At 37.7% G+C, this 24,919-nt stretch carries 25 protein-coding genes; 1 reads left to right on the top strand and 24 read right to left on the bottom strand.

Going from position 1 to position 24,919, the window contains the following annotated elements; translation table 11 throughout:
* Positions 1-105 precede the first annotated feature (105 nt).
* The 21 genes from FG384_RS07440 to FG384_RS07340 form a co-directional block, all read right to left on the bottom strand.
* Positions 106-957, bottom strand: a complete 852-nt coding sequence (locus tag FG384_RS07440; RefSeq protein ID WP_142641956.1) for an ABC transporter permease subunit — start codon at positions 955-957, stop codon at positions 106-108.
* On the bottom strand, positions 957-1,745 hold the full coding sequence (locus FG384_RS07435; RefSeq protein ID WP_142641955.1) for a PhnE/PtxC family ABC transporter permease: 789 nt from the start codon (positions 1,743-1,745) through the stop codon (positions 957-959). The genes FG384_RS07440 and FG384_RS07435 overlap by 1 nt, the downstream gene beginning before the upstream one ends.
* A gap of 13 nt (positions 1,746-1,758) precedes the next feature.
* Positions 1,759-2,532, bottom strand: a complete 774-nt coding sequence (gene phnC, locus FG384_RS07430) for a phosphonate ABC transporter ATP-binding protein (protein ID WP_142641954.1) — start codon at positions 2,530-2,532, stop codon at positions 1,759-1,761.
* A gap of 192 nt (positions 2,533-2,724) precedes the next feature.
* Positions 2,725-3,765 (bottom strand): PhnD/SsuA/transferrin family substrate-binding protein, encoded by a 1,041-nt coding sequence (locus FG384_RS07425; RefSeq protein ID WP_142641953.1) that lies wholly within the window; start codon positions 3,763-3,765, stop codon positions 2,725-2,727.
* A 161-nt stretch (positions 3,766-3,926) separates the two neighbouring features.
* Complete coding sequence (locus tag FG384_RS07420) at positions 3,927-4,724, bottom strand: PHP domain-containing protein (protein ID WP_142641952.1); 798 nt, start codon at positions 4,722-4,724, stop codon at positions 3,927-3,929.
* Positions 4,714-5,436, bottom strand: coding sequence for a phosphonate C-P lyase system protein PhnL (phnL, locus tag FG384_RS07415; protein WP_142641951.1), 723 nt, complete (start codon positions 5,434-5,436; stop codon positions 4,714-4,716). Before phnL ends, FG384_RS07420 begins: the two co-directional genes overlap by 11 nt.
* Positions 5,437-5,448: 12 nt before the next feature.
* Positions 5,449-6,630, bottom strand: coding sequence for a phosphonate metabolism protein PhnM (gene phnM, locus FG384_RS07410; protein WP_142641950.1), 1,182 nt, complete (start codon positions 6,628-6,630; stop codon positions 5,449-5,451).
* Between the two features lie 12 nt (positions 6,631-6,642).
* Complete coding sequence (locus tag FG384_RS07405; RefSeq protein WP_142641949.1) at positions 6,643-7,482, bottom strand: ATP-binding cassette domain-containing protein; 840 nt, start codon at positions 7,480-7,482, stop codon at positions 6,643-6,645.
* On the bottom strand, positions 7,475-8,341 hold the full coding sequence (locus FG384_RS07400) for an alpha-D-ribose 1-methylphosphonate 5-phosphate C-P-lyase PhnJ (protein ID WP_142641948.1): 867 nt from the start codon (positions 8,339-8,341) through the stop codon (positions 7,475-7,477). Before FG384_RS07400 ends, FG384_RS07405 begins: the two co-directional genes overlap by 8 nt.
* Positions 8,331-9,446, bottom strand: coding sequence for a carbon-phosphorus lyase complex subunit PhnI (locus tag FG384_RS07395; protein ID WP_142641947.1), 1,116 nt, complete (start codon positions 9,444-9,446; stop codon positions 8,331-8,333). The genes FG384_RS07400 and FG384_RS07395 overlap by 11 nt, the downstream gene beginning before the upstream one ends.
* Entirely contained in the window at positions 9,446-10,042 is a 597-nt protein-coding gene (phnH, locus tag FG384_RS07390) for a phosphonate C-P lyase system protein PhnH (protein WP_142641946.1), read from the bottom strand. Before phnH ends, FG384_RS07395 begins: the two co-directional genes overlap by 1 nt.
* A 150-nt stretch (positions 10,043-10,192) precedes the next feature.
* Complete coding sequence (gene phnG, locus FG384_RS07385; protein ID WP_142641945.1) at positions 10,193-10,615, bottom strand: phosphonate C-P lyase system protein PhnG; 423 nt, start codon at positions 10,613-10,615, stop codon at positions 10,193-10,195.
* 649 nt (positions 10,616-11,264) lie between these two features.
* Positions 11,265-11,990 (bottom strand): GntR family transcriptional regulator, encoded by a 726-nt coding sequence (locus FG384_RS07380; RefSeq protein WP_142641944.1) that lies wholly within the window; start codon positions 11,988-11,990, stop codon positions 11,265-11,267.
* Positions 11,991-12,086: 96 nt separating this feature from the next.
* Positions 12,087-12,404 carry a hypothetical protein gene (locus tag FG384_RS07375; protein ID WP_142641943.1) on the bottom strand — a complete coding sequence of 106 codons (318 nt, stop codon included), beginning with the start codon at positions 12,402-12,404 and terminating at the stop codon, positions 12,087-12,089.
* Positions 12,386-13,399, bottom strand: coding sequence for an anti-sigma factor (locus FG384_RS07370; protein ID WP_142641942.1), 1,014 nt, complete (start codon positions 13,397-13,399; stop codon positions 12,386-12,388). Before FG384_RS07370 ends, FG384_RS07375 begins: the two co-directional genes overlap by 19 nt.
* Positions 13,389-13,886, bottom strand: coding sequence for a sigma-70 family RNA polymerase sigma factor (locus FG384_RS07365; RefSeq protein WP_142641941.1), 498 nt, complete (start codon positions 13,884-13,886; stop codon positions 13,389-13,391). Before FG384_RS07365 ends, FG384_RS07370 begins: the two co-directional genes overlap by 11 nt.
* Before the next feature lie 1,179 nt (positions 13,887-15,065).
* Positions 15,066-15,419: a YrdB family protein gene (locus tag FG384_RS07360; RefSeq protein WP_240793367.1), complete on the bottom strand. Its 354-nt coding sequence runs from the start codon at positions 15,417-15,419 to the stop codon at positions 15,066-15,068.
* Positions 15,420-15,421: 2 nt separating this feature from the next.
* Complete coding sequence (locus FG384_RS07355; protein ID WP_420849948.1) at positions 15,422-16,099, bottom strand: MBL fold metallo-hydrolase; 678 nt, start codon at positions 16,097-16,099, stop codon at positions 15,422-15,424.
* 12 nt (positions 16,100-16,111) lie between these two features.
* On the bottom strand, positions 16,112-16,729 hold the full coding sequence (locus tag FG384_RS07350; protein WP_142641939.1) for a TetR/AcrR family transcriptional regulator: 618 nt from the start codon (positions 16,727-16,729) through the stop codon (positions 16,112-16,114).
* Positions 16,730-16,933: 204 nt separating this feature from the next.
* Entirely contained in the window at positions 16,934-18,292 is a 1,359-nt protein-coding gene (locus FG384_RS07345; protein ID WP_142641938.1) for an aspartate aminotransferase family protein, read from the bottom strand.
* Between the two features lie 17 nt (positions 18,293-18,309).
* On the bottom strand, positions 18,310-19,779 hold the full coding sequence (locus tag FG384_RS07340; protein WP_142641937.1) for a CoA-acylating methylmalonate-semialdehyde dehydrogenase: 1,470 nt from the start codon (positions 19,777-19,779) through the stop codon (positions 18,310-18,312).
* A gap of 147 nt (positions 19,780-19,926) precedes the next feature.
* Between FG384_RS07340 and FG384_RS07335 the strand changes: the two genes are divergently transcribed.
* Positions 19,927-21,585 (top strand): PucR family transcriptional regulator, encoded by a 1,659-nt coding sequence (locus FG384_RS07335; RefSeq protein ID WP_142641936.1) that lies wholly within the window; start codon positions 19,927-19,929, stop codon positions 21,583-21,585.
* Positions 21,586-21,593: 8 nt separating this feature from the next.
* Here the strand turns inward: FG384_RS07335 and FG384_RS07330 are convergent, their stop codons facing one another.
* From FG384_RS07330 to FG384_RS07320, 3 genes are read right to left on the bottom strand one after another with little or no spacing between them, the layout of a single operon-like run.
* Positions 21,594-22,418, bottom strand: a complete 825-nt coding sequence (locus FG384_RS07330) for an ABC transporter permease (RefSeq protein ID WP_142641935.1) — start codon at positions 22,416-22,418, stop codon at positions 21,594-21,596.
* A gap of 12 nt (positions 22,419-22,430) precedes the next feature.
* A complete protein-coding gene (locus FG384_RS07325; RefSeq protein WP_142641934.1) occupies positions 22,431-23,372 on the bottom strand; it encodes an ABC transporter permease in 942 nt (313 codons plus the stop codon).
* Positions 23,373-23,386: 14 nt separating this feature from the next.
* Complete coding sequence (locus FG384_RS07320) at positions 23,387-24,913, bottom strand: ABC transporter substrate-binding protein (RefSeq protein WP_142641933.1); 1,527 nt, start codon at positions 24,911-24,913, stop codon at positions 23,387-23,389.
* Positions 24,914-24,919 lie beyond the last annotated feature (6 nt).

Here is a 24,919-nt window from a genome sequence, read left to right as displayed (position 1 = left end):
ATTCTATAACCTACGTGAATAATCCCCAAAAACATTTAGTAATTGTTTCTGGGGATTATTTTCTCCGTATGATGTAAAACATTCTTCATTTTTAAAAAATCTAACTTAATTTGTAGAAGTAGCAGGAAAGTAACGGCTTTTCAAACGAGTGGAAATAATCTCTAAAATAATCGCTAACAGTAAAATCATATAAGTTATCAATCCAACTTCACGTAGGTCAAAGTAGAATCCAGATGCCATAAAGAGTTCAAATCCGATTCCCCCTGCTCCTGCCGCGGCTCCCATTGCTACTGCTACAGAGAAGTTGATCTCAAATCTTAAGAATGTCCAAGATAATAAATACGTAAAAGTGGACGGCAAAATAGCATGTGTCACGATATGCCACCAACTAGCACCCGTTGAACGTAGCGCTTCTAGTATTCCTTTATCCACTTCTTCAAAAGCCTCTGAAAATGCTTTTACCAAGTAGGCAATAGAGTGAAATAGCATTCCCAAAACAGCTGCTTCGCTGCCCAGCCCCGCTGATATTGCAAAGATTAATACCCATAATACGGTTGGTACTGCTCGAATAAAGGCAACTACTACTCGAATCGTTTTAGATACCCATCTATTTGATAGATTCGTTGCCGCCATTAATGCTAAGAAAAACGCTATGACTGCTCCTAAAATCGTTGCTAAAAAAGCTAAACCCAGCGTAATTCCAACCTGATAAATAGCTTCTCCCCAACTAAAATGACTCAAGCCAGGTTCAAGAAACATAGTTTTCAAGTTATATGCGGTTTCAGGGATGGCTTTTGCCAAATCCAAACCTGCATAGTTAAAGAACATAAACGCTACGACGGTCAGTAACGTAAGAAGTATTAGAGTCCAGCGGATTACACGTTCTACTTTGTTTCCTGATTTAATCGTAATTTGGCCGTTTGATTTTCTCTTAATGTATGTCGCAGTTGCTTCCATTATAGAATCACCTTCCGTATATGATTTGAAATAAGCTCTATAACAATTACGGATAGGACGATACTAAATGTAACAAGGGCTACCGCATTATAATTAAGGGTCTTATAATATAGATCGAACGAGTATCCAATTCCAGTCCCAGTTAATATTCCAACTAATGTGGCACTTCTAATGTTCGTTTCGATCATAAACAAAATCCAACTAATCATCTGTGGCAAACATTGGGGAATAACTGCTTTGTATACTATTTGAAAGTATGTAGCACCTGTTGCTCTCAAGGCTTCCACTGCACTAAGGCTTGCTTCATCTATCGATTCGATAAACGCCCTCGTTAAGAAGCCAACGGAACCAACAAACAAAGCTAGATATCCTGTTACTGAATTTTGCCCGAAAGAAAGCAACAATATCAATGCCCATGCTACAACGGGTATATTTCTAGCAATAGATGCAACAAATCGAGCGAACATACCAAGCGCAGTGCTTGTTCCTGTTGTTTTAGACCCCATAATTCCTAAAAAGATAGAAACAACCGTTGCTGTTGTCGTAGCTGCAATAGACATAAGGATGGTCTCAGCTAATTTTTCTAATATCTTTGGCAGTCTTTCAAGCGTTTCTCCGTTAATAAACAAATTAGAAAATATCCATTTAACCGCCTCAGGTAACGTTGCAATCCCATGAATGATGTTAAAGTTCGTTATGTCAGATGATAAATACGTCAAGACGATAATAATGATGGAAAAAATAATCGTCTGCCGTTTTCTGTGGTTTCGCATTACTTTTTCATTCACTTTTATTTGCCCCTTACACAGTGACTAACTTTCTAGTCTCTACCGTTTTTGTCCCATAAATTTCGTCTGTATTGTCAGTTGCAAGTCTATAACTCGGTCCGTCAAATACAATACCGCCTTTACTCAAACCTATAATTCGATCAGAATAATTGCGTGCGATTTCAACTTGGTGTAGGTTTACGATGCATGTAATATTAAGCTCCATCGTAATTGATTTTAAGTAATCCATAATCACTTTAGAAGCATTTGGATCAAGTGAAGCAATTGGCTCATCACAAAGAACAATTTTCGGTTCTTGGATAAGGGATCGTGCAATCCCTACACGCTGCTGCTGTCCTCCACTTAACTGATCACATCGTTTATACGCATGGTCTTCTATCCCTAATTTTTTGAGTAGAAAGAAAGCATGCTCTTTTTCTGCTTCCGTAAACTTATTAAACACTCCCTGTAGGGTTGTTTTATATCCTAATCTCCCATGTAACACATTCTCTATAACTGATAAGCGGGGTACGAGATTATAATGTTGAAATATCATGCCAATGTTCGTACGCATTTTACGTAATTCTTTCTTATTTAAGCTACCTACGTCTAGATCATCGAATATGACTTTACCTTCATCGATTTCGACCATTCGATTAATGCATCGTAATAATGTGGATTTCCCTGCACCTGATGGACCAATAATGGAAACAAATTCTCCTGATCCTACTTCAAAACTAATATCCTTTAGTACTTTCGTTTGAGAGTTATATGATTTACCTAGTTTTTCAACTTTTACTAAGGACATGTTTATCGACTCCTTTTTTGTCTAACATCCAGATGTCGTCAGCTGGAGGTCCAATGACCAATTTCCTGCTGCGTACGCTACTTGCAGAAGAATGCTGTCGCTGACAGCGAGCATCTTCCACCTTTCTTTGCCCATTTAGTAAATTAGAGCATGCTCGTATGCATACTCTAATTTTTCACAAATCCCGCTCATTTAGTTAGCAAGTTCACGAATTGGATTGAACCATGTATCTTCAACCTTTGCGAATCTTTCGTTTTCCGTTTTGAAAAACAATCCTGGCTCTCCTGATTCTTTAGGTACAAAGATTTTTTCATTGTTTGCAACTTCTTCTGATGTAAATAATTCTAGCAATGTATCATAATCTTCTTGACCTAAAGCATCTAAATTAGCAGCAAATGGTGCATTTAATACTGGAGTAACAGACATCAAAACGAATTCTTTTCCAGTTACTGTATTGAAAGGTTCAGCTGCATCATTTTTTACTTTGTAAACTGATCCTACTTTGTTCTCTTCACCTTCCACAACCTCAACATAGTTCCCTACGCAAGTATCACAGAAAGCAGCAATCTCAGAGTTATTACTTAGTAGGTTTACTGCAGAACCTTGATGTGAGTTACCGAATAATACTTGAGAGAAGAGCGGTCCACCCTCCATTAAATCTTCTGCAACTAAATCTTCAAAACCAGATTTTTTTGCATAATGTCCAATAATCGACGATGATGGAACAACAAATCCTGATGTTGAACTATTCGATACGAAAGACATACTTTTTTGTTCGATTGTATCTAATGAAAATTCTCCATTCACTTTAAAATCATCTTGTGCATCTTCATTTACAGCCAACCAACTGTGGTACAATGCATCTTCTAATGTACCTGATTTCCCAGTGGGTACAACTAATGGCTGTATAGCATCATTTCCATTTTTAGCTTCGATATAACCTTGAGCTCCCATGAAAGCAAGGTCTGCATTATTATTTATTAATGTTTCAATAGCAATCGCATAATCTGTAGTTAGTTGATGTTCCACTTTTTTACCTGTAGCCTCTTCGATCACTCGACCAATTTCATCCCTCGAAGACTTCATATCCGTACCAGACTCATTTGGGTACCAAGCGATTTTGATCACGTCGTCCACTTTTGCATCTTTTGCTCCAGCTTTTCCTTCCGAGCATGCTGATAACAGTAAAGCAACTACTAAAAACATGGTGATTACAGACCAACTTTTCTTCATCAATAATTCTCCTTTTCGCTAAATAAAATGGCCGTGCAATGTTGTTGACTGAGTCGTACTTTAACATTTAAACATAATTTATTTACCAATTGTGGGAATTTACAGTAACTTTAAAGACTATTAACCTTATTTACATCAAAATTAATAAATTGAAACAATATCTAGATACTGGTAGGACTAATAATTTCCCCTACTTGTATCTCTGTTCCATAAGAACCATGAAAATCAGTACCACCTGTCATTACGAGACCATATTGTTCAGCTAAAGCTTCAACCTTTTGGTGATCTTCCGCTGTATGATCTAAATGATTTCTTTCAATTCCGCCTAACCCAAGGGCAACAAGTTCTGGAATTAGGTCATAGGAATCCAACTGACCAGGATGTGCCACAACAGCTAGTCCGCCATCTGCTACAATTGCCTTCACGGCATCAAACGCATCGATGTAATGAATATCGCCCGAGGCAACGCCGTTCCCTTTGAACAAGATTTTATATAAACTCTTATATTCAATTGACGCATAAGCCTCTTCTGTTAAATGATGCATAATATGTTGTTTGTAAATTGTTTCGGAAGGCTTAGCCGTTTTCATAATTTCTTCTACGTCCAGATTGTATCCAGCAGCAATAATTTGTTCTATTTGCCAAATAGAATGTGCCTGGCGCCGTTTCAGAAGCTCGTCACAAATAGATTGAATATTAACTGCATCAGAATGATAGTTATACCCGAGCACATGTACTTTGCGACCTCTCTTAAAATCGTAGGCTGAAATTTCAATACCAGGAATGACTTCTATCCTATATTTTTCACTTAGCTTACGTACTTCAGATAACCCTTTGACAGTATCATGATCGACAAAACTTATTTGTGTGACACCACGTTCTCTTGCCAACTTCATCACTGTTTCAACAGACTCTGAACCGTCCGAGTAGCTGCTGTGGACATGCAAATCAGCTTTCATATCCAACGGCTTCTTTCGCAACAGTCAGTTGTCTAGTTTGCATATCGAATACTTTGTCGCATAGCCCATCCATAAACTCGATATCATGAAAAATGCCTACCAAAGTTGTTCCTTTGTTCTTCAACTTCTCAATAATTTCACGCACTTTTACTTTTGATTGCTGATCTAGGCTAGCGGTTGGTTCGTCAAGCAATAGTAGTCGTGGTTTTTTCACAGTCGCCATCGCAATGTTTAAACGCAGTTTTTCACCGCCGGAAAAAGTATTTGGATAGCTGTCCCATAATTTCGGATCCAGCTCAAAATGAGCTAATGATTTTTCTGCTTCCATAAGCGCTACCTCTTCGGACTCACCCATTTCTAGTAATGCATTCGTTACAAGTTGCCTACATGTTGTTCTTGGCATTACACTCAAAAACTGTGATACGTAGCCTATTTCGTACTTTCGTAAATATAGTATTTGACGTTCTGATAACTTTGCCAGATCAACTTCTCCAAATCGGTCTGACTGATATAAAATTTCACCTGCGTCAGGTAAATACGTTCGATATATACTTTTTAGTATGGTGGATTTTCCACTTCCGCTTTTACCAACGATTCCAATGAACTCCCCAGCTTCCAGTGAGAAATTGATATGTTCAATTGCTGGCATTGTTTTTCCTAAATGATGAATGGTGAATCGCTTGCCAAAGTCCGTTATTTCCAACATAGACATTTTCCTGCCTCCTCACTTAATTCGATAATTGGTTGTCGTTATTAAAACACCATTAACCATTGTGCCAGTTAGCATCGGATAACCATCTTCCATTCTTTCAATAATAAGAATGTCGGCTTTCTTACCAACTTTTATCGAACCTAACTCATCGTCCATGCGTACCGCTTTTGCAGGATTTAGCGAGACCATCATAAACATTTTGTGTAAATCATTTCCGTGTTTTTCATGCAAATCGAATATGGCATGTAGTAATGCAGGCGGATAATAGTCACTGCAAAGAATATCTACACAATCGTGAGCAATAGCTTCTGCCGCCGATAAGTTTCCAGAATGTGAACCACCAAGTAGCACATTAGGAGCTCCTGCAATTGTGTGTAGCCCAATTTCTTTTGCTCTTTTAGCAACTTCCAGTGTGATAGGGAATTCACTAATGGTCGTTCCAAACGATTGCACTAAATCTATTTTTTTTACGTTGTCATCGTCATGCGATGCAACTGAGATTCCTTTAGATAGAGCAATATCGGCCACTTCTTTCATTTTTTCAATCGTTAAAAACTCTGTACTCTGTCTTTCAGCTATTAAGACATTCACGTCATCATCAGATATATCGCGGTATCCTTTTAATGTTTCTCGGTAGACTTCTAGATTACGATATTGTCCTTGCCCCGGAGTATGATCCATAAATGATAGTAAATGTACTTTGCCATCCTCAATATTTTTCACCAGGCTATCGATTTCATCCACATTATCTATTTCAAATCGTGCATGCAAGCGATGGCGGATTAAATGTAGCTCATTATGTGTAGCATCAATAGCATCTACCATTCGTTGGATATTGTTCGGATTTCTCATCGGTTTATGTGTAAAAACATCTTCTTTATAAAAAGAAAGGGAATGGAACATAGTTGTAATCCCATGGCTGATTAATATTTTCTCTGCCTCTCTTAAACTGATATTAAAGTCCATCATAATAGTCGGTCTTGGAGAAGCAATTGCCTCAATATAATCGGAATGAATATCGATGAAACCAGGAGAAATATATCCACCCCTTGCATCAATTAACTGTGCTTTCTTATAGTTTGCAACTTCTTCTTGTGAGATAATCGCTTGAATGAACTCTCCCTCAACAATGACAGCATACCCTTCGATAATTTTTTCCTCTGTTATAATTTTCCCATTATGAATAATGTACAAGTGGCAGTCCTCCTATAATAATGAGTAAACTAGTTGCTGCGTGTACTCATGCTGTGGGTCTTCCAAAACTTGATCTGTCAAACCTTCTTCGATGATTTTTCCGTTCAATAGAACAATGGTGCGATCTGCGAGCATGCGTATAACAGCTAAATCATGAGACACAACAATCATGCTAATACCTAGATCTCGTTGGATTTTTTTTATCAGATCTAAAACGTTTGCCTGTACAGATAAATCAAGACCAGTTGTTACTTCATCCAAAAACAGTATCGGAGGGTTATTGGACAACGCCTTTGCAATTTGAACACGCTGTTGCATCCCACCAGAAAAATTTCGTGGTTCTTCTTTCATTCGATGCAATGGGATGTGCACACTTTCTAGCAGCCTTCTACTCGTTGCTTCCATTTCTGCTACGTTTCGGTTGCCTGCTGCAATTAACTTCTCTGCGATATTTCCGACAGAAGAGAAATCCATTTTCAATCCATGGACGGGATTTTGATACACCATGCCATATACATGATTTCGGATTGCACGTTTTTGCTGTGACGATAGTTCAAAAACGTTCTTTCCTTCTAATTCCGATGTGTTAATAAATGCTTCTCCCGACGACACATCCGAATCGAAATATAAACATTGCATCATCGTGGATTTTCCACTTCCACTTTCCCCGACAATCCCCAATATTTCTCCGGGATACAAGTCGAATGAAATATCTTGGCAAGCATACACTGTGCCACAACTCTTGCAGAAGTTCTTCTCTAGTTTCCTATTTTCAACTTCCCGACATTCTACACAACCAGTACCAAATTGCTTTCGTAAATTTTTTACTTGTAAGATTGGTTCCTCACGCATAGCTGCTTTCCACCTCAGCTTTCTCCACCTTATTAAGCTGTTCCATGCAGTAACTAGTGTCGTTGCATTGATGAATTGTTTCTCCTGTATGGTGATCGATTAATTCATCTAAAAAAACATCTGCTGAACCACATAAATGACATTGTTTATCTTCAAAAGCTTCTACAGTAAATGGATAATCTTCAAAAGCAAGTGACTTCACATCTGTATAAGGAGGTACAGCATATATTTTCTTTTCTCTTCCTGCCCCAAGAAGGATTAGGGCATCTGATTGGTGCATTTTTGAATTATCAAATCTAGGAATCGGACTTGGTGCCATCACATAACGATGGTTCACGTATACCGGGTGGTCTGCAGTAGTAGCTGTCTTCCCATATTTCATAATTTGTTCGAATAACATTAACCACACACCACTATAGTCATCTTCTGAATGCATTCTTTTCGTCACATATTCACTCGCCTCCACTCCACGAAGTGGTTCTGGCGTTGGAACTTGCAAAACGATAATTTGATCTTTCGTTAGGGCAACCTCTGGTATCCGGTGTCTGGATTGAATAATATCAGCTTCTTCCGTTCGATCCGTTAACTCAACACCAGTTGTTTCATGGACCATTTTTTTTATGCTTACCGCATTAACCGACTCATCTGCTCCCTGATCAATCACTTTCAGCACATCGTTCTTACCAATAATAGAAAGTGTGATTTGCAGGCCACCTGTACCCCAGCCCCGAGCGATCGGCATTTCTCTTGAAGCAAACGGAACCTGATACCCCGGAATAGCTACTGCCTTCATAATTGCACGACGAATTTCTTTTTTGGACCCTTCATCGAAAAAGGCAAAATGCGTATTAGCTTTCATTTCCCTGCACCCCTTTCTTCACTTGACGGATACTATCCAGCTTGGATTGGAACGTCACATAATGCGGTAACTTCAAATGAGATATAAAGCCTGTAGACTCTACAGAATCTATGTGTAATAAAACAAACTCTTCATCATGTGTCGGAAAATCAGAATCTGTATGTTCTAGACATTGATCTAAAATACTCATAGCAATAGCCTTCGTTTCATTTTGTCCATAACAAATGCCATAACCGATTTCAAATTCCAGTTCATATTCATTGTTTTCATTTTTCACGTTAATCGGTACAAACGACTCTACTTCGGTTACTTTAATTTCTCCGATATAAAACTCGTCTTCTGCGCTATGCTCCATCTTGTTTGGATGCTCTACATATATAGGAACAGTACCTACACGTACCTCTCCAACAGTTGGATGAACTTGCCCATATCCTCGTAATGAAGCATATCCTAGAGATGTGACAGTACCCGTTTGCCCGCGTGTCAGTACTTGTAGCCGCTCGCTTCGGGTAGTAGGAAATTGGAGACTTTGCTTTGTAATATCGATTGGCGGTGTATTATTCACCTCGTACTCTTCAAATAATCCTTCTTCCCGTAAGTAATCCACTACTTTAGGAAAATACTTTACTTCTTCAAAGTCCTCTATATCTCGTAATTCTTCTTGATAGTTTTGCAACCATTGTTGGTTCTCTTCTAACTTTTCTTCTATTAAATTTAAGTCCAGTAATCGATGCGTGTAATCATACGTTGCACCTAAAACCTGCCCACCTGGAATATCTTTAAAACTTGCTGAAACACGACGTTCGACGAGCATTGTTTCAGGTTCTACCGTTTTACTGTAATAAGGACGGGGCAATGTAGAACGATGAGCACGCATTAGGAATACAGCTTCTTCCATACTTCCTTCTGCCTGCTTAATCGATAATGCCGCCAAGTAAGGTGAATACAAGCTGCTTTCGGACATCACTTGATCGATCATTCCGCGCATAGTCGACATAATTGTCTTAATTTCTATTATTTCTTGTCCTTTTAAACGTTCATACTTTAGCCGTTTGATGGAGGCTTCAATTGCTTGAGTTCCCCCTTTTACTGGAACGTAGCCCATTAGCTCACCCCCATCATTTTCACTGATGTCGTACGAGGGATGCAGACGATTTGTGCTGCATCATCCGCAAATATCAAATCTATTCCTAGCGGATATTCCTTCGTTCTCTCGTTTCTCACTTGCCACATGGACGGACTAAAACTTGTATGCAACTGGGAAGTATGCTGTATCCCGGGTCCTGTTAAGGTCAATTCTCCTGTATTAGATAAAAGGGTACTTTCAATGATCCATGTCGATGATTGCTGTGGATCAATGAGATTGCCATTTTTACATTGTTCTAATGCATTTTGAATTGCTGCATCTGTATCTTCACGAAGAATAATGACAAAATCCGCTTCGCTAATCGGTGCGTATCTAGCGGATGTATATTCTGAAATTTTTTCTATTAAATTCTGTTTATCTTTTGAAAGAATATGAAATGTTACTTCTGCATCTAGAAATGTCATTGCACTTAAGAAAGTTGCATCATTGCAAGTAAGATTGAAATCTATATGTTCTGCTACTTCTGACAAGGAGGAAATCGTTCCAGGTCTCGACATACTGTGCAATATTTTTCTGTAAACCTGCTGTAAATCATGTACTTGATCAATCGCCATATTATCTCTCCTGTTCCAATCAATTACGCCTCGGCGTTGGGGCTTGGTCCCGCTGAATTGAATACATGTCTGGCATTCTTCCTGCCACTTATAGAAATCGGGGACTACTACTCCTGCGCAAGCTCGTCGCAATTTTTTTACTGAAGGAAGTTAAACTTCCATTGTTTCAAAGCTAACTTTCGTCTTAAACAGTTCTGCTTGCTTTTTTGCTTGCTCTTTTTTAATAATTTGTTCCGCTTCTATTAGCTGTGATTCCCATATTGTAGTTTCAGGTAAATCAGCTTTATAAGCTGCATCTATAATAGCTAACTGCTTTGCAAGTTCATCTTTCATTCCTACGACTATCCCTATACCGATACAGTTATCAATTTCCACTTTTGCTTCTGTGATAAGGACCTCTCCGATATAAAATAGGGAATTTTTTGCAGACTCACGCATTTTGATCATCGTTAGTCCATATTGCGGGGCAACAATTTCTCGACATTCGTATGTATCGATAATAGATTGTGCCAATCGGTCGGCTAAACGTTCGTCTCCTTGAATGAGAATCTCCGTTCGTCTTCTTCTTTTCATATGGGCGATTCCTCCTTTGCAACATCATCTTAACTTGTCGCCAAGTGCTTGTGTTTTAAGGGAAGGTTAAGGTTTTGTAAACCACCTTTACAAAAGGAACCTGATTGTCGCTTTCGACGGCAGTTTTGTCTCGTTAAGGACTATTTATCCAATTTCCAGCTTTAATGGGTTTAGAAATACCATGGATTTCTGCTACGGCGGACGCTTTTCTCGGACATGGCTTCAGTCTCCTCGTACTGCAAAAACATGTGCTCCTGCGGGATAACCGTAAGTCGAAGACCCCGCTAGCTGTGCTAGGGGGCCACTGAAAAACTCGAATTAGTATTTTTGTAGGAACATTTGCTGGATTTATTTAAGAGAATTTAGCGCGACGCATGAGACTCCTGCGGGACAAGCGAGACAGACGAGACCCCGCACGAAGGAGGAGCCTCGTCGCTCGCCCGCGGAAAGCGAATGCCAAAGCGATAAATTCCCTTAACGACTATTTGATTGAAATTTATTAGGATGAAACTTTTTCAGTGGACGCGTAAGGCGCTGGAGTCTGGATGAAGAATCACTTGTAGAAGTTATCCATGTGCCATAGATTTTATAATTTCCTAAAGCATAAAAAAAAGGCAAAGAACTTAAATGTCCTTTACCTTTTTAATAATCAATCCATTGTTATATCATATTTAAACTTATCACTGCGATAGAGTATTTTCGTATGTTCCAATACTTTGTTTGTATTTATATCTATACAATCGCTTTCAACGACAATGAGCGGCACCATACTTTTACAAGACAATAATTGTTGTTCATCAGAAGTAGGAAACGTTATACTTAACAAGCTTTTTTTACTTGTGAATCCTTTGTAGCCAAGCTTTCGATAGTAGCCAAACATTGACTCAATTTTCGGACCGTCAACTTCAATTTTAGGGAACATCTTTTCACTGACGTAGGAATAGTGAATGGCTATCGGCTCATCATTTATATAACGAAGTCTTCCAATCTTATAGACGTTATCCTCTTTTCCAGCATTTACGTTTTGAAAAAGCTGTTCGTTAAAAGATATCTTTTCACAAATAATATTATGTGTCTTTAAATCATAGCCTGCTTCCTTCATTTTATCTGTAAAGCTTGTTTTTCCGGTTAAATGTAACTGAATTTGAGTAGACTCTTCTTTTAAATATCGACCTTTTCCTTGTAACGAATAAATGTATCCCCGTTCTTCTAATTTCGTCAGTGCATTCCTTACAGTCATTCGAGGCACTTTATATTTCTTGGCTAGTTCATTTTCAGAAGGGAGTTTCTCCCCATGTTCAATTGTCTTAGATACAATTTGTTGCATTATATCATCAATAATTTGGGTCTCTATATCTGCTGAAATTAGAATCATCTCCCTTTGAATATATTCTGTCCATTTATTTTTATAATAAATTGTACTATAACAAGGCAGATGAAGCTTAACTTTTTTAGATAATGTAACCCTAGTTTAAGGCATAGGATTGATAGACCATGCAAAACCAATCATACAAAAAAAGAAAATACCGATGAATGCACTAATGGCTATACCTAAAAAAGCAAAGGAACGATTTCTTTTTTTTGTTAAGAGCCCTGCAAAACCAAGAATCACAGCTCCAATAAGACAATAGCGAATGATTCCCGTAGGCATGAAAGAAGACTTCATTATTAATCCTACATTAATCATGAAAAGGGCAAAGAGAGCTAATAGAATAGAAATTGTGCCTGTTACTGTTTCTTTCGTTCGAAATGTTTGTTTTTTCTTTCCCTTTACGAATGCCAATTCCATAACCTCACTTCTCCTCTTTTCATTCCTCTAACAAAGGAATCCTCTTGTAGCTTCAAAATTTCCTTAGTAGGACCTGTAACGACTGCCCCATAAACTTTAATACCATTCTGTTCGACATACTGTAATCGTTTAGTTAAATCGAGCTCTTTTGACCTTGCAATCATTGTCGCCACGCCTTCATGCTTTTGTAAAAACTTCAAACTATCTAAAAAGACCTTTTCATTCGGCTCTTCTCCGTTAAATGGAGACCATGAATCTGGATCGATTTGTGCCGGGAATCCAATTGGAGAAACATACACTCCATTATCTGCTTGTTGTATATGCTCATTTCCTGTATAAACGGCATACCAACGAAGCTCCATATTTTTCCCTGCAAATAATCGCTCTAGTTCTTCTATGGAATATTCTTTATCAAACGATAAGTATGCTTCAGCTACTGTACCTTCCGGAAGACCTTTCAGCTTATCCCATTCCTCATTTTCAGAGTAAGTCAGTGATGCTTTCGGGTGGACTAACTCATCGTTAAAATACGGGATTTTCTTAGGAGGTGAGTCAACATTATACTGACTAACCGGTTGGTCCGCTTTATTGAATAAAAACGGAATGGACGTCTCTCCAATTCGAATCATCTCTTTGCCAATTTTTTTCTCTAAGTTTAAGCGAACATCCATTGAAAAAATGTCAATTGTCGTTTCTACTTCTCTTTCTTTTACATTTACATTTGGCTCTGTTAAATAAATTGTTTTGTCGGCTACTTCGATTAACTCGTTTGCTCGCCCTCCAATAGCGTAATAACCAAACGAGAAAAGTGTCAAAATAGGTAGAATCAATAAGAGAATTGCCAGTATCGTTATAACAGTAGTCCACTTTGCACGCATCTTCCCTAGCTTCATGATCTTTTGCTGTTGTTCTTCAGAGATTCCAAAATTCTGTTCTTCCAAGTCTTTTTTCGCTCCATTAATTAAATTCTCATACGCTTTATCATTATGGCTCATGTATTTCCACCCTTTCTTGTAGCATCTTCCTCAATTTTCTTCTTCCTCGATGTAAATGACTTTTCACTGTATTAATATTTTGAACAAGAATTTCTGAAGCCTCTTTATAGGAAAAGTCATGTACATCACAGAGTAGAATGGCTTGTTTCTCATTTATCGGAAGACCCTCTATTAATGTCAAAAGTTTTCCATATCCATCTTTCTCCACAACTGTTTCTTCCGTTAAATCCTTTGCCACCCAACTTGATAGAAATGGCGTATCCGTAAGCACTACCCTTTGATCTCTTCGTATCGAATCAATGAACACATGATATGCTGTTTTAAACAACCATGGTTTGACGTATCCTTGATAATCATCTATATGAAGAAAAGCTCGATAAACCGTTTCCTGTACAAGTTCCTCCGCCCTATAATGATCTTTTGAAAGGGATAGCAAATAGCGGTACAAATCATTCACGTACAACCGATAGATGTCTTCAATTTCCATGTACCTGCCTCCATTCGTACAATCAACGCAGAACTACATCTAAAAGTTGCAAATTATTTTTATTTTTTAATAAAAAAAGCCAAAAACACTTTTTTTGGCTCCGGACTGTATATAAACTCAAAAAAACGAGTTATATAAGTTTTTTTAAAATAAGGGAAATCAGGTTTTCCGAAGCTTTCCGCTCGCTTTCCGCGGGTGAGCGCCGAGCCGCTTCGTCGCTATACTCCTGCAGGGTCTCGTCTGTCTCACATTCCCGCAGGAGTCGAGCGGACGCTTCTCCAAACCAATAATTCTATTTACTCATTCTTTTTTATTATTGAAAATAAAAATAATCTTGAGGTGATGGAAAATGATGACGAGAAACCAAAATCAAGAGCGCAACCAATTAGCTATTGAAAATCTGATCTAAAGTGTAAAAACTGTATTACCAAAAGTTAATTCAACAACATATTTGAGAGGAGTATTCGGACGAAGCTGAGCATCTTCATCATAGAAAGACGGTTTAATATATACACTGCTCATCTTTAGGGGATCAAGTTCATTTTGTAAAACAACTCCTTGAGTCAATACGTAGAGGAAAAAACTGCGAGACTCCTGCGGAAAAACGGAGCGGAGGGCACTGAAAAACAGTCTATTTTTAATATAAATACTTTTTCATTTCTAGAAAATCGTTGAAAAAGGCGACACTCCTGCGGGAATAGTGTTAGTCAAAGACCCCGCAGCGAAGCGAGGAGGCTGAGGCAACGTCCGCGGAAAGGGAGGTCACTGAAAAACCAAAATTCAGAAAATAAAGTCACCACTTGAGAAGTATATTTGTATCAAAATTGGCATGACGTCCCCATAAACACCCTAAAAAGTGAAGGAATTATGGGATTTCGTTTTTATTTTTTGAAAAAAAGTGACTTTTTCAGTGGCCTCCGGAAAGGGAGCCGTTTCAACGATTTTCTTATTTATTGGAATATTGGTCAACTTCATCCGGCAACGTCAAATTATAGGGACTTTTTCAGTGCCCTCAGCGGACCGAGGAGGAGGCATGGCGATTCGTCCGCGGAAAGCGAGTGGGTTTTTACGGACTTAATTAGTCTTAATTCTATTTAATAAGAAAAAAGACTGAAGCAAATTCGATTTTATCGAGTTTGTCTACAGTCTCAAATCAAAAACACTTTATATGTTTTTGGCTCAATTGGAATTAGGGTTATCAACGACTGAATACATTAATATCATTTCAATCAATACAACTACTCCAAAAATAAACGCTAGCAGGCTTTTATCTGAGAAATATAGCGCAGCGGCTGCAAGGGCAAATATAATGAATTGCAGTACAATTCGTACTGGAACGGTCACTGGAAAAGTTGCTTTTGGAGATATAAATGTACCCCAAAAGATTGCGATTAGAAGAGGAGTCCCTATTCCGAATAATATTTTGGTAATCCTACCTTGGTCTATATGAAATCCCCAAAACGAGAACGCTGCTAATGCACATATTTCCATGAAGAAAAATAAACTAAGCACGGTGTATTGGATAATTATCACGTTTAAATAGCACCTAATTTCTTCTCGACTTTTTCTACATATTCATCTAACTGATCAGCAGGATGAAATACCGTATTTCCATGACATACTTCTAATCGTAAAGGCTTTAGCTCCCTTACAATATTACTACTCTTTAAAGCTTCATCCATTTTAGCTGTAAACATAGGAGGACGAAGCTTTCCTTTTTTAGAGTTAAAGAGGTCACCAGCTAACAACACTTGATCTTTTTCATGGTAATACACAACATGCCCCGGAGAATGACCAGGTGTTAGAAAAGGAATTAGTCCACCAATAGTATTCAACTTTCCAACCTCGTCTTCTAAAAGGGGCTGAGTTAGTTGTTTCGGTAAGTTTTGTTCCAGTTTCTTTCGTTTCGGATAAAGTAGATCCCCTTCTAAATAAGGAATTTCTATTCGATGTGCATGTACCGGCACTTCATTTTCGGTCAATATTGCCTTTACAGCTCCAACATGGTCAACATGCCCATGAGTTAGGAGGATTCTTTGCAAAGGTCCAGCATCTAGTTGTTTCATAAATTTCATGATTCCTTTTGCCATCATCGGCATCCCTGCATCTACTAATGTAATTCCATCCTCTTCTACTACAATCCACACATGAATGGGAACTAACATCCATGTTTTCAAGCTCCAAATATGCTCAGATACTCTCTTTACCTTCATCATCATTTCCCCTTATTTTAATTTTTCTCTAAAGCCTAAAACAAGAATTTCTATTGCGAGATCAAACGTCGGTGTTAATCTTTCCATTAATATGTCGAGTGGTTCATGTTGATACGAATAAGTAATTAAAATTCCATTTAAGTTGTAATAATAAATGCGGGAAAAGGCCAACAATTGTTCATCGTTTGGAATAGAGAGACATTGTTGAATGACTAATTTCATCATTTCAAAAATTTCTACTCGGAATTTATTAATCTCTAATTCAGGTTCTTCATCTACCCTCGATGATTTCGCATTGAAAAAAACATCATACATGTTTCGATTCTTTAAGCAAAAGTGAATGTATTCACGACTAATTTCTTTCAATTTTACTTCCGCTGTTAATGTGTCCATATCGGATATTTGTTTCAATTGAATATGTAGTTCTTGAAGAGATGGCATAGAAAGTTGATGTAGCAGTGCCTCCTTATCTTTAAAGTAAAGATAAATCGTTGTATGCGAACAACCAGCTTCCTTTGCAATTTCTCGTATTGTGACAGAATCATATCCCTTTTTAGCAAATAAATTTCCAGCTGATTCTAAAATCTGCTTTTTTGTTTCTTCCGATCGTTGCTCTTGTTTGTTTTTCACTTAATCATCTCCTAATAAAACTAACCACTGGTTATAATATAACCAGTGGTTAGTAAACTGTCAACAATTTTAGTTTTTCCAACAAACATTGCGTTTTTTCCTACTATATCTGTTTTTATTCCAACTAAACCTCTCATTTCTCCAATTATAAAAGGCTTACCTCCTAGTCGATTAATCGACCGTGAGACAAGCCCTGTGTTTATACTATTCGTTTTCTTTAAAGACGTTCTTAATTACCGCTATCATGAACTCTAAATCTTCGTCGGTACAGGATAATGGAGGGCAAAGCGTTAAAATATTATTGAAGCCTGCAACTGTGTCTCCATTTTTTCCAATGATTAGTCCATTTGCCTTGCAATCTCCAATAATTTTTGCGACACGTTCGATAGAAGCAGGCTCTTTCGTTTCTTTGTTTTCAACTAATTCGATGCCTAAGAGAAAACCAAGGCCACGAACGTCTCCAACATATGGATGCTTACTTAAACTAGACAATTCTTTTAATAATCTTTCTCCTAGCTCTGCCGAACGTTCGACGAGATTTTCTTTTTCCATGATTTCAATATTCTTTAATGCGACCGCGCAAGCAGCTGGATTTCCACCAAATGTATTAATATGGCGGAGATGACTGTTCTCCACAGCCGTATTAAATTTTTCATAAATATCTTTTCGGATAGCTGTTACGGAAAGTGGCAAGTAGGCACTTGTTAATCCCTTTGCCATCGTAATAATGTCCGGCTTTATATTAAAATGCCGATGGCCAAAAGTTTTACCTGTCCGTCCAAATCCGCAAATAACTTCATCTATAATTAAAAGAACTCCGTGACGACGACAAATTTCTTGTACTTTCTCAAGATAAACTGGATGCGGAATGAGGATGCCTCCGCCTGTAATTAGTGGTTCCATAATTATCCCAGCAATCGTCTCTTTTTGCTCCCAAATAATCTTCTCTTCAAATTCCTGCGCTCGCTGAATATTATATTCCTCGATCGATTGTCCTTTCGGTCTACGGTAATTATCTGGTGGAGCTACGTGTAAAAATCCTGGTGCAAGAGGCTCATACTTATATTTTCGTAGTGCTTGACCCGTTGCTGATAATGCCCCCATGGAACTTCCGTGGTAAGCTCGGTAACGCGAAATGAATTTATAGCGAGATGGTTCCCCGTTTTGCTGATGGTATTGGCGAGCGATTTTGAACGCTACTTCATTTGCATCCGACCCACTATTGGAATAAAAGATTATATAGTCTTCATCCAGCATTTCATTTAACTTTGCTGCAAGCTCAATCGCCGGTTCATGGCTCTGTGTCATCGGAACATATGCAAGTTTTTTCATTTGATCATATGCTGCCTGTGCCAACTCCTCACGTCCGTAACCAACATTTACAGCCCAAAGTCCGGACATGCCGTCCAAATATTTGTTCCCATTGTGGTCAATGACCCAAGCTCCTTCCCCACTAGAAACGATCATCGGATGACTCTTTTCGTTATACGCGGATATATGATGCCAAATATTTTGGCGATCCTTTTCAACTAATGATTGTGTTTCTTTACTCTCTAATGTCATACTGACTTACCCCTTTCCTAATTTGAATGACGAGCCGTTAGCATTTTCTTGCGTGTGTAAAATTCGATTCCGTCTCGTCCATTTGCATGGAGATCGCCGTAAAATGACTTTTTATAACCTGAGAACGGAAAAAATGCCATTGGTGCTGGCACACCTAAATTTACTCCTAACATTCCTGCATCAATTTCTTCTCTAAATTGTCTAATTGCTTTCGCACTATCTGTAAATAAACACGCTCCATTCGCGAATTCTGATTGATTTGCAAATTCAATTGCCTCATCCAAAGTATCAACTCTTACAATAGATAGAACCGGAGCAAAAATTTCTTCTTTCCAGATTTTCATTTCTTGATTCACGTGGTCGAAGATTGTTGGACCTATAAAATAACCGCCTTTGTAAGATGATTCGCCCGTCCTTCCATCCCTTAATAACGTTGCTCCTTCCTTCACACCTGATTCAATAAACTGAAGTGTTCTGTCTCTATGCGAGTCTCTAATGACAGGACCTAGGAAAATTCCGTCTTCCAACCCGTTTCCGATTGTAAGTTTGTTCGTTTCTTCTACTAATCTACCAACAAGGTTATCTGCAACTTCGCCAACTGCTACGACAACAGCACATGCCATACATCTCTCACCCGCAGATCCGAAAGCAGCATTAATAATATTTGTTACAGTTAAATCCATATCTGCATCGGGCATGACAATTGTATGATTTTTAGCTCCTGCAAGTGCTTGCACTCTTTTACCATTCAATGCACCTGTTTTATATACATATTCTGCGACTGGTTGGGATCCAACAAAAGATACTGCTGGAATGTCCGGATGACTAAGAATTCCATTCACAATATCATGTGCTCCATGCACAATATTAAATACACCTTCTGGTAAACCTGCCTCTATTAACAACTCTGCAAGTCGATTTGCTAATAGAGGAGTTCTTTCAGATGGTTTCAATATAAACGTATTCCCACTTGCAATTGCCAGGGGAAACATCCAACAAGGTACCATCATCGGGAAGTTGAATGGTGTGATTCCCGCAACTATTCCTAATGGATATCGGTACATACCAGATTCGATATTTGTTGCTATATCCGGAAGTTGATAACCCATCATTAATGTCGGTGTACCAGCTGCGAATTCGACGCATTCTATCCCTCTCTGTACCTCACCGAGTGCTTCCGAATAATTTTTTCCATTTTCAATAGTAATGAGTTTAGCTAGTTCATTCGAATGTTCTATTAATAACTGTTGGAATTTAAATAGAATACGTGACCGCTGCGGAACGGCCACATTCTTCCAAGACTTAAATGCTTTTTTTGCTGCATCAACTGCTTTTTCTAAGTCTTCATATGTCGAAATAGGTACTTCTGCTACTAATTCTCCTGTTGCAGGATTTGGAACTTCCATATACTCTTCCGTTGTAGACTTTACCCATTGTCCATTTATGAAGTTTGAAAGCGCTTTCTTTTTCACATCTACTTTATTCATAATATTCCTCCAATTCTACTTTTCTTTAGTCTTAACGTAGTTTACAATAAAGCTTATATTTAATATTACAAATAATTTAGAATAGTTACACTTTACAGAAAGTATAATCATTGAAGAAATTTTTTAACTTTTTGGAGGTTATGAAAGATGACTGAATATGTGTTAACTGTTAGAGATGTTTTAAAAAGAAAAACATTTATTTCTGCTAAAGTTATTGCAGGCTCAAAAGGATTATCAAGACAAGTAAAGTGGTCACATATTTTAGAAACTAAAGAATTTGAATCCTTTATTAACGGAGGAGAATTAATATTAACGACAGGCGTTGGCCTACAACTAGACCTCTCTACTCAAATTAAGTACTTGGAGAACTTAATCGAAAAAAATGCTGCCGGTATGTGCATTGAAATAGGCACGTATTTTAAGGAGATTCCAATTGAACTTATCCATTTAGCTGAGAAGCATGATTTTCCTCTTATTATTTTTAAAGAAATAGTTAAGTTTGTTGATATTACGCAAGATTTACACACACTCATCATTAACCAACATCATCAAATGCTATCGCAGCTTGATACACTTTCCAGGAAATTTATCGACCTTTCACTTACTCCTAATGGCATATTAAAAATCCTTCAGGAGCTGCATCACTACCTACAACAAGGCGTCTTGTTTATAACAGATGATTCAAAATCGTATTATTATCCATCTGAAATTAGAAACATCGAAACTTCCATTCGTTCTTTTATCGAAGAATCTCCCAAAGAAAATATAGAACCAAGTACTTTTATACTCGACAATGAATCTTATGTGCTCATACCTGTCAAAGGAATAGGACAAATTTGGGGACATTTATGTTTACCAATAAAACAGCTGATACCAAATGAATTCTTTTATTTAATATTAGATCGTGCAGCACTCGCTATCGTACAAATTCTATTAAGAAACAGAACAATTGGAGAACGAAAACACAACATGGAAGACAAACTTGTCCGAAACTTATTAAAAGGCAGAGACTATGAACAAGACGACATTCAAACTTATTTACCCTCCACTAGCCGTAATATGCATTTTAGGGTTTTTATCATCCGAATGGATTTCCCCGAATCTAGTATCAGCGAGGATGATTGGGAAGAAGTAAAGCTTCAAAGATCTGTGCTAATACGCTCCCTTTTCAAACGACTTGGTTTCTTTCCCGCTGTTTCTTCAAGAAAGACCGAGATTTCAGTGATTGCGTCCTTTATCGCTGCTGAACATTTAAAGAAAGACACCGACAGATTCGAACAAATAATTCAAAACATAGTCCAAATGAAGGAAAAAAGTTTTATGGATGGATCTAAATGTACATTCGGTATTAGCAGAGTCTACAAAACTATTGATCAAGCGAAAAATGGTTATCATGAAGCAACAGAAGTTCTAAAAATACAGGGCTCTCACATAGCAAAAACATCCTTTTATGAAAATCTTGGGATCTATAGACTGCTTCTCTCATTAACAGAAAGTGGTCAAATAGAAGACTACATAAATGATTACTTGAAACCTGTATTAGATTTTGATCAAAAAACAGAAAGCGACCTCTTTACTACACTTTGCGTATACTTGGATTGCAACGGAGTGAAGAATGAAGCCGCTGATCGCTTGTTTATCGTCAGACAAACGTTATATAACAGACTAGAGAAACTTGAAGTACTTCTCGGTAAAGATTTTATGGAGCCATCAAACCGACTCGCACTCGAAGTTGCTATTAAAGCACATCAGTTAGTAAGTATACCTTTGGATAGAATATACAAACCGGTTTTTACTCTTCAATGAAAACCGGTTTAGTTTGAACGAGGGTCCATAATATCCCTAATTGCATTACTCAACATATAGAAACCTAATACCATTAAAGTGATTGAGATGCCAGGTGCATAGGTGTACCATGGTGAACTTGTTAAATATGCCTGAGAATCTTTTAACATCCGTCCCCAGCTTGGATCAGGTGGTTGAACACCTAAACCTAAATAACTAAGTGCAGCCTCCGCCAACATCGCCACCGCAAAACTGATGGATGCTGCTACGATTAAAGGAGACGACACATTAGGGAGTATATGTCTAAACATAATTTTAAAAGGTTTAACCCCTATCAATTTTGCTGCCATGACATATTCAAATTCTTTGTGTTGAATAAAACCGCTTCGAGCAATCCTAGCAATGCTTGGGATCGCCATTAAGCCAAGTGCAATAGATGTATTTACTATCCCTGGACCGAATACGGCAACCAACATTAACGCCAAAATGATACCAGGAAAGGCCATGAAAGAATCCATAATTCTCATGAAAACCTCATCTACCCAGCCACCAACGTAACCAGCAATTCCACCAATTAGTGTCCCAAAAACAACACCAATACTAACTGTTAAAGCCCCTACAAAAAAAGCTGTTTGAGTTCCCTTCATAATCCTACTAAAGATGTCTCGACCAAATTCATCTGTCCCAAACCAGTACTCACTACTTGGTCCACGCAACTTATTTGCTACATTCATGGCATTAATATCATGTGGTGTATAAAAAAAACTCAACAGCATTAGTAGTAAAAAAGCCGATAAAATGAGGAGGCCAACGATTAAATTTATATTTTTCCCATGACTCATAAGTGTTTTCATTTGGTGACCTCCTTAATTTAAACGTATGCGTGGATCGAGAACAGAATATAAAATATCAACTATAAAGTTAATAAAAACAACTACAAAAGTGATGTACATAACTATCCCTTGAACAAGTGGAAAATCTCGATAACTAATGGAAGTAATTAATAACTGCCCTATTCCCGGTAAAGAAAATACTTGTTCTACAATAATCGTCCCTGCCACAACTTCAGCAGTTATTAAACCGAAGACAGTTAGAATAGGAATCATCGAGTTTCTTAGCACATGTTTATACATGACGAACTTTTCTGTAATTCCTTTGCTTCTAATAGTTCGCACATAATCTAATCGTAATTGTTCTAAAATTGCGTTTCTCACATAACGAAATTTAACAGCTATTTGAGGAATGGCGATTGTTAACGCGGGTAATAATAGTGCACCTAATGCACCAACTACACTCTGTGTCCAAGGGACATACCCACTAATAGTGAAGAAACTAAAGTTCATTCCGAGATATAAAATTAATAACATTCCTAGCCAAAAGGAAGGGACTGCCATTCCTAATTGGGTAACGGAAGAGAACACAACGTCACTTAATTTGTTTTGTCTTTTAGCTACAAATATCCCCAGAGGTATAGCAACTATGACGACTATTATTAGTGTAATTAAAGCTAAAGAAATAGTTACAGGCAATCGATCCGCTAGTAATTCTGTTACGGGTCTTGAAAAACGAATAGAGTCTCCTAAATCTCCTGTAACTAATCCTTTTACCCAATCCATATACTGGATATGAAGTGGTTGATCTAATCCAAGCTGTTTTTTTAATGTCTCAACCTGTGTTTCATCTGCCTCCGTTCCTAACATAATACGTATTGGATCCCCAGGCATTACTTGAAATACAGAAAAAGTGATAAGGGATACAGTTGCCATAGTAACAACAAATAAAATGATTCTTCGAATGATGTATGCCATGTCTCTCTTCCCTTCTACTCAGTAAATCTCACTTCGGACATGTCATGGAACCAGAATGGATAACTTTTTAGCCCTTCAATCTCTTTATCAGAGGCCCAAAGCACTTGATAGTCCGCGATGTATACGGAAGCAGAATCTTCATTTAATATTTCTTGAGCACGTTGATACATCTGAATTTGTTTATCTCTATCTGCCTCTTTTAATACATCTGCCATTATCTTATCGAATTCAGCATTTTTGAATCTAAAGAAGTTTTCACTATCGTTTGTAGATATATAATCATTTAGAATCTCATATGCCGAAGGTCTTCCAGTCAAGTCAATCGTTGTCATATCATAATCTCTTCCGAAGTAAATCCGTTCTAACCAAATTCCCCATTCAACTACTTCAATTTCCACTTTAATTCCAATCTCTCTTAAGTTTTCCACTATAACTTGAGCTATATTTGAATACATATCATTATGAGACGATACAGATATTTTCGTACTAAAACCATCCGGATAACCAGCTTCTGCTAGTAACTCTTTTGCCTTTTCAATATTTCTAGCATATACATCCTGTAATCCATCTTTATAATAGTCTCCCATAGCTGGACTCATATTTGAGCCGATCGGTGTAGCATATCCTGAGAAAACAGCATCTATAATATCGCCTTTATTAATTGCATAGTTAATAGCTTGGCGTACTCTTACATCTTTGAACGGCTCTCTCTCTTGATTGAAAGTAACGACTAAAGTTGAATTGTTATTTTGTTTGCGAATATTAAAATCATTTTCTACTTCTGCTAATCGATTGGCTGGTACTCCAGTCAAATCTACCTCTTTAGCTTTCAGTGCCATTAATGCAGATTGATCATCTGATTGAAATACAAATGTTACTTTATCTAAATAAGGTAGCTTTTCGTCCCAATAATCCTCATGCTTTGCTAGTTCTAGATTGGCTCCTGGGCTATATTTAACAAATTTGAATGGACCAGTTCCAATTGGATTATCATTATGTTTACCCTCATTGCTTGCAGGGATAATAGCAGACTGTAATGCTGTTAGAGAGTATAGAAAGTTTGAATTCGGCTCTTTCAGCTTGATCACAAATGTATCAGTATCTGGAGCTTCTATGGACGCTACATTGTTAAAATTAGATGAAAGAGGATCGCCATTTTTGGTGCCCATCAATCGGTCAAATGTATACGTTATATCCTCCACTTTAACTGTGTTTCCATTATGAAACTTTACATTGTCTCTAATGTTGAAAGTGTAAGTAAGTCCATCCTCAGATAGTTCATAACTCTCCGCTATTGCTGGACTTAGTGAACCGTCTGTTTCTGGAGCAAATAATCCTTCAAACATATTTAATATCATTTGGTAGGAAATAGATGCAGTAGCTAAATGCGGATCGAGAAAATCTGGGTCATCATTTATTCTCACTTTAATCTCTTGAGCTTTTTCTCCGTCAACATTTCCACCTTCACTAGAACATGCGCTAATCATCAAAACACAAAACATCATTAGGACAAGCATTAACCACTTTTTGTTTTCCCTCATCTTAAT

The sequence above is a fragment of the Psychrobacillus vulpis genome, assembly GCF_006861825.1.
Lineage (GTDB): Bacteria > Bacillota > Bacilli > Bacillales_A > Planococcaceae > Psychrobacillus > Psychrobacillus vulpis.
The sequence above is the reverse complement of the archived record's forward strand: the minus strand, read 5'-3'. Positions and strand labels throughout refer to the sequence as shown.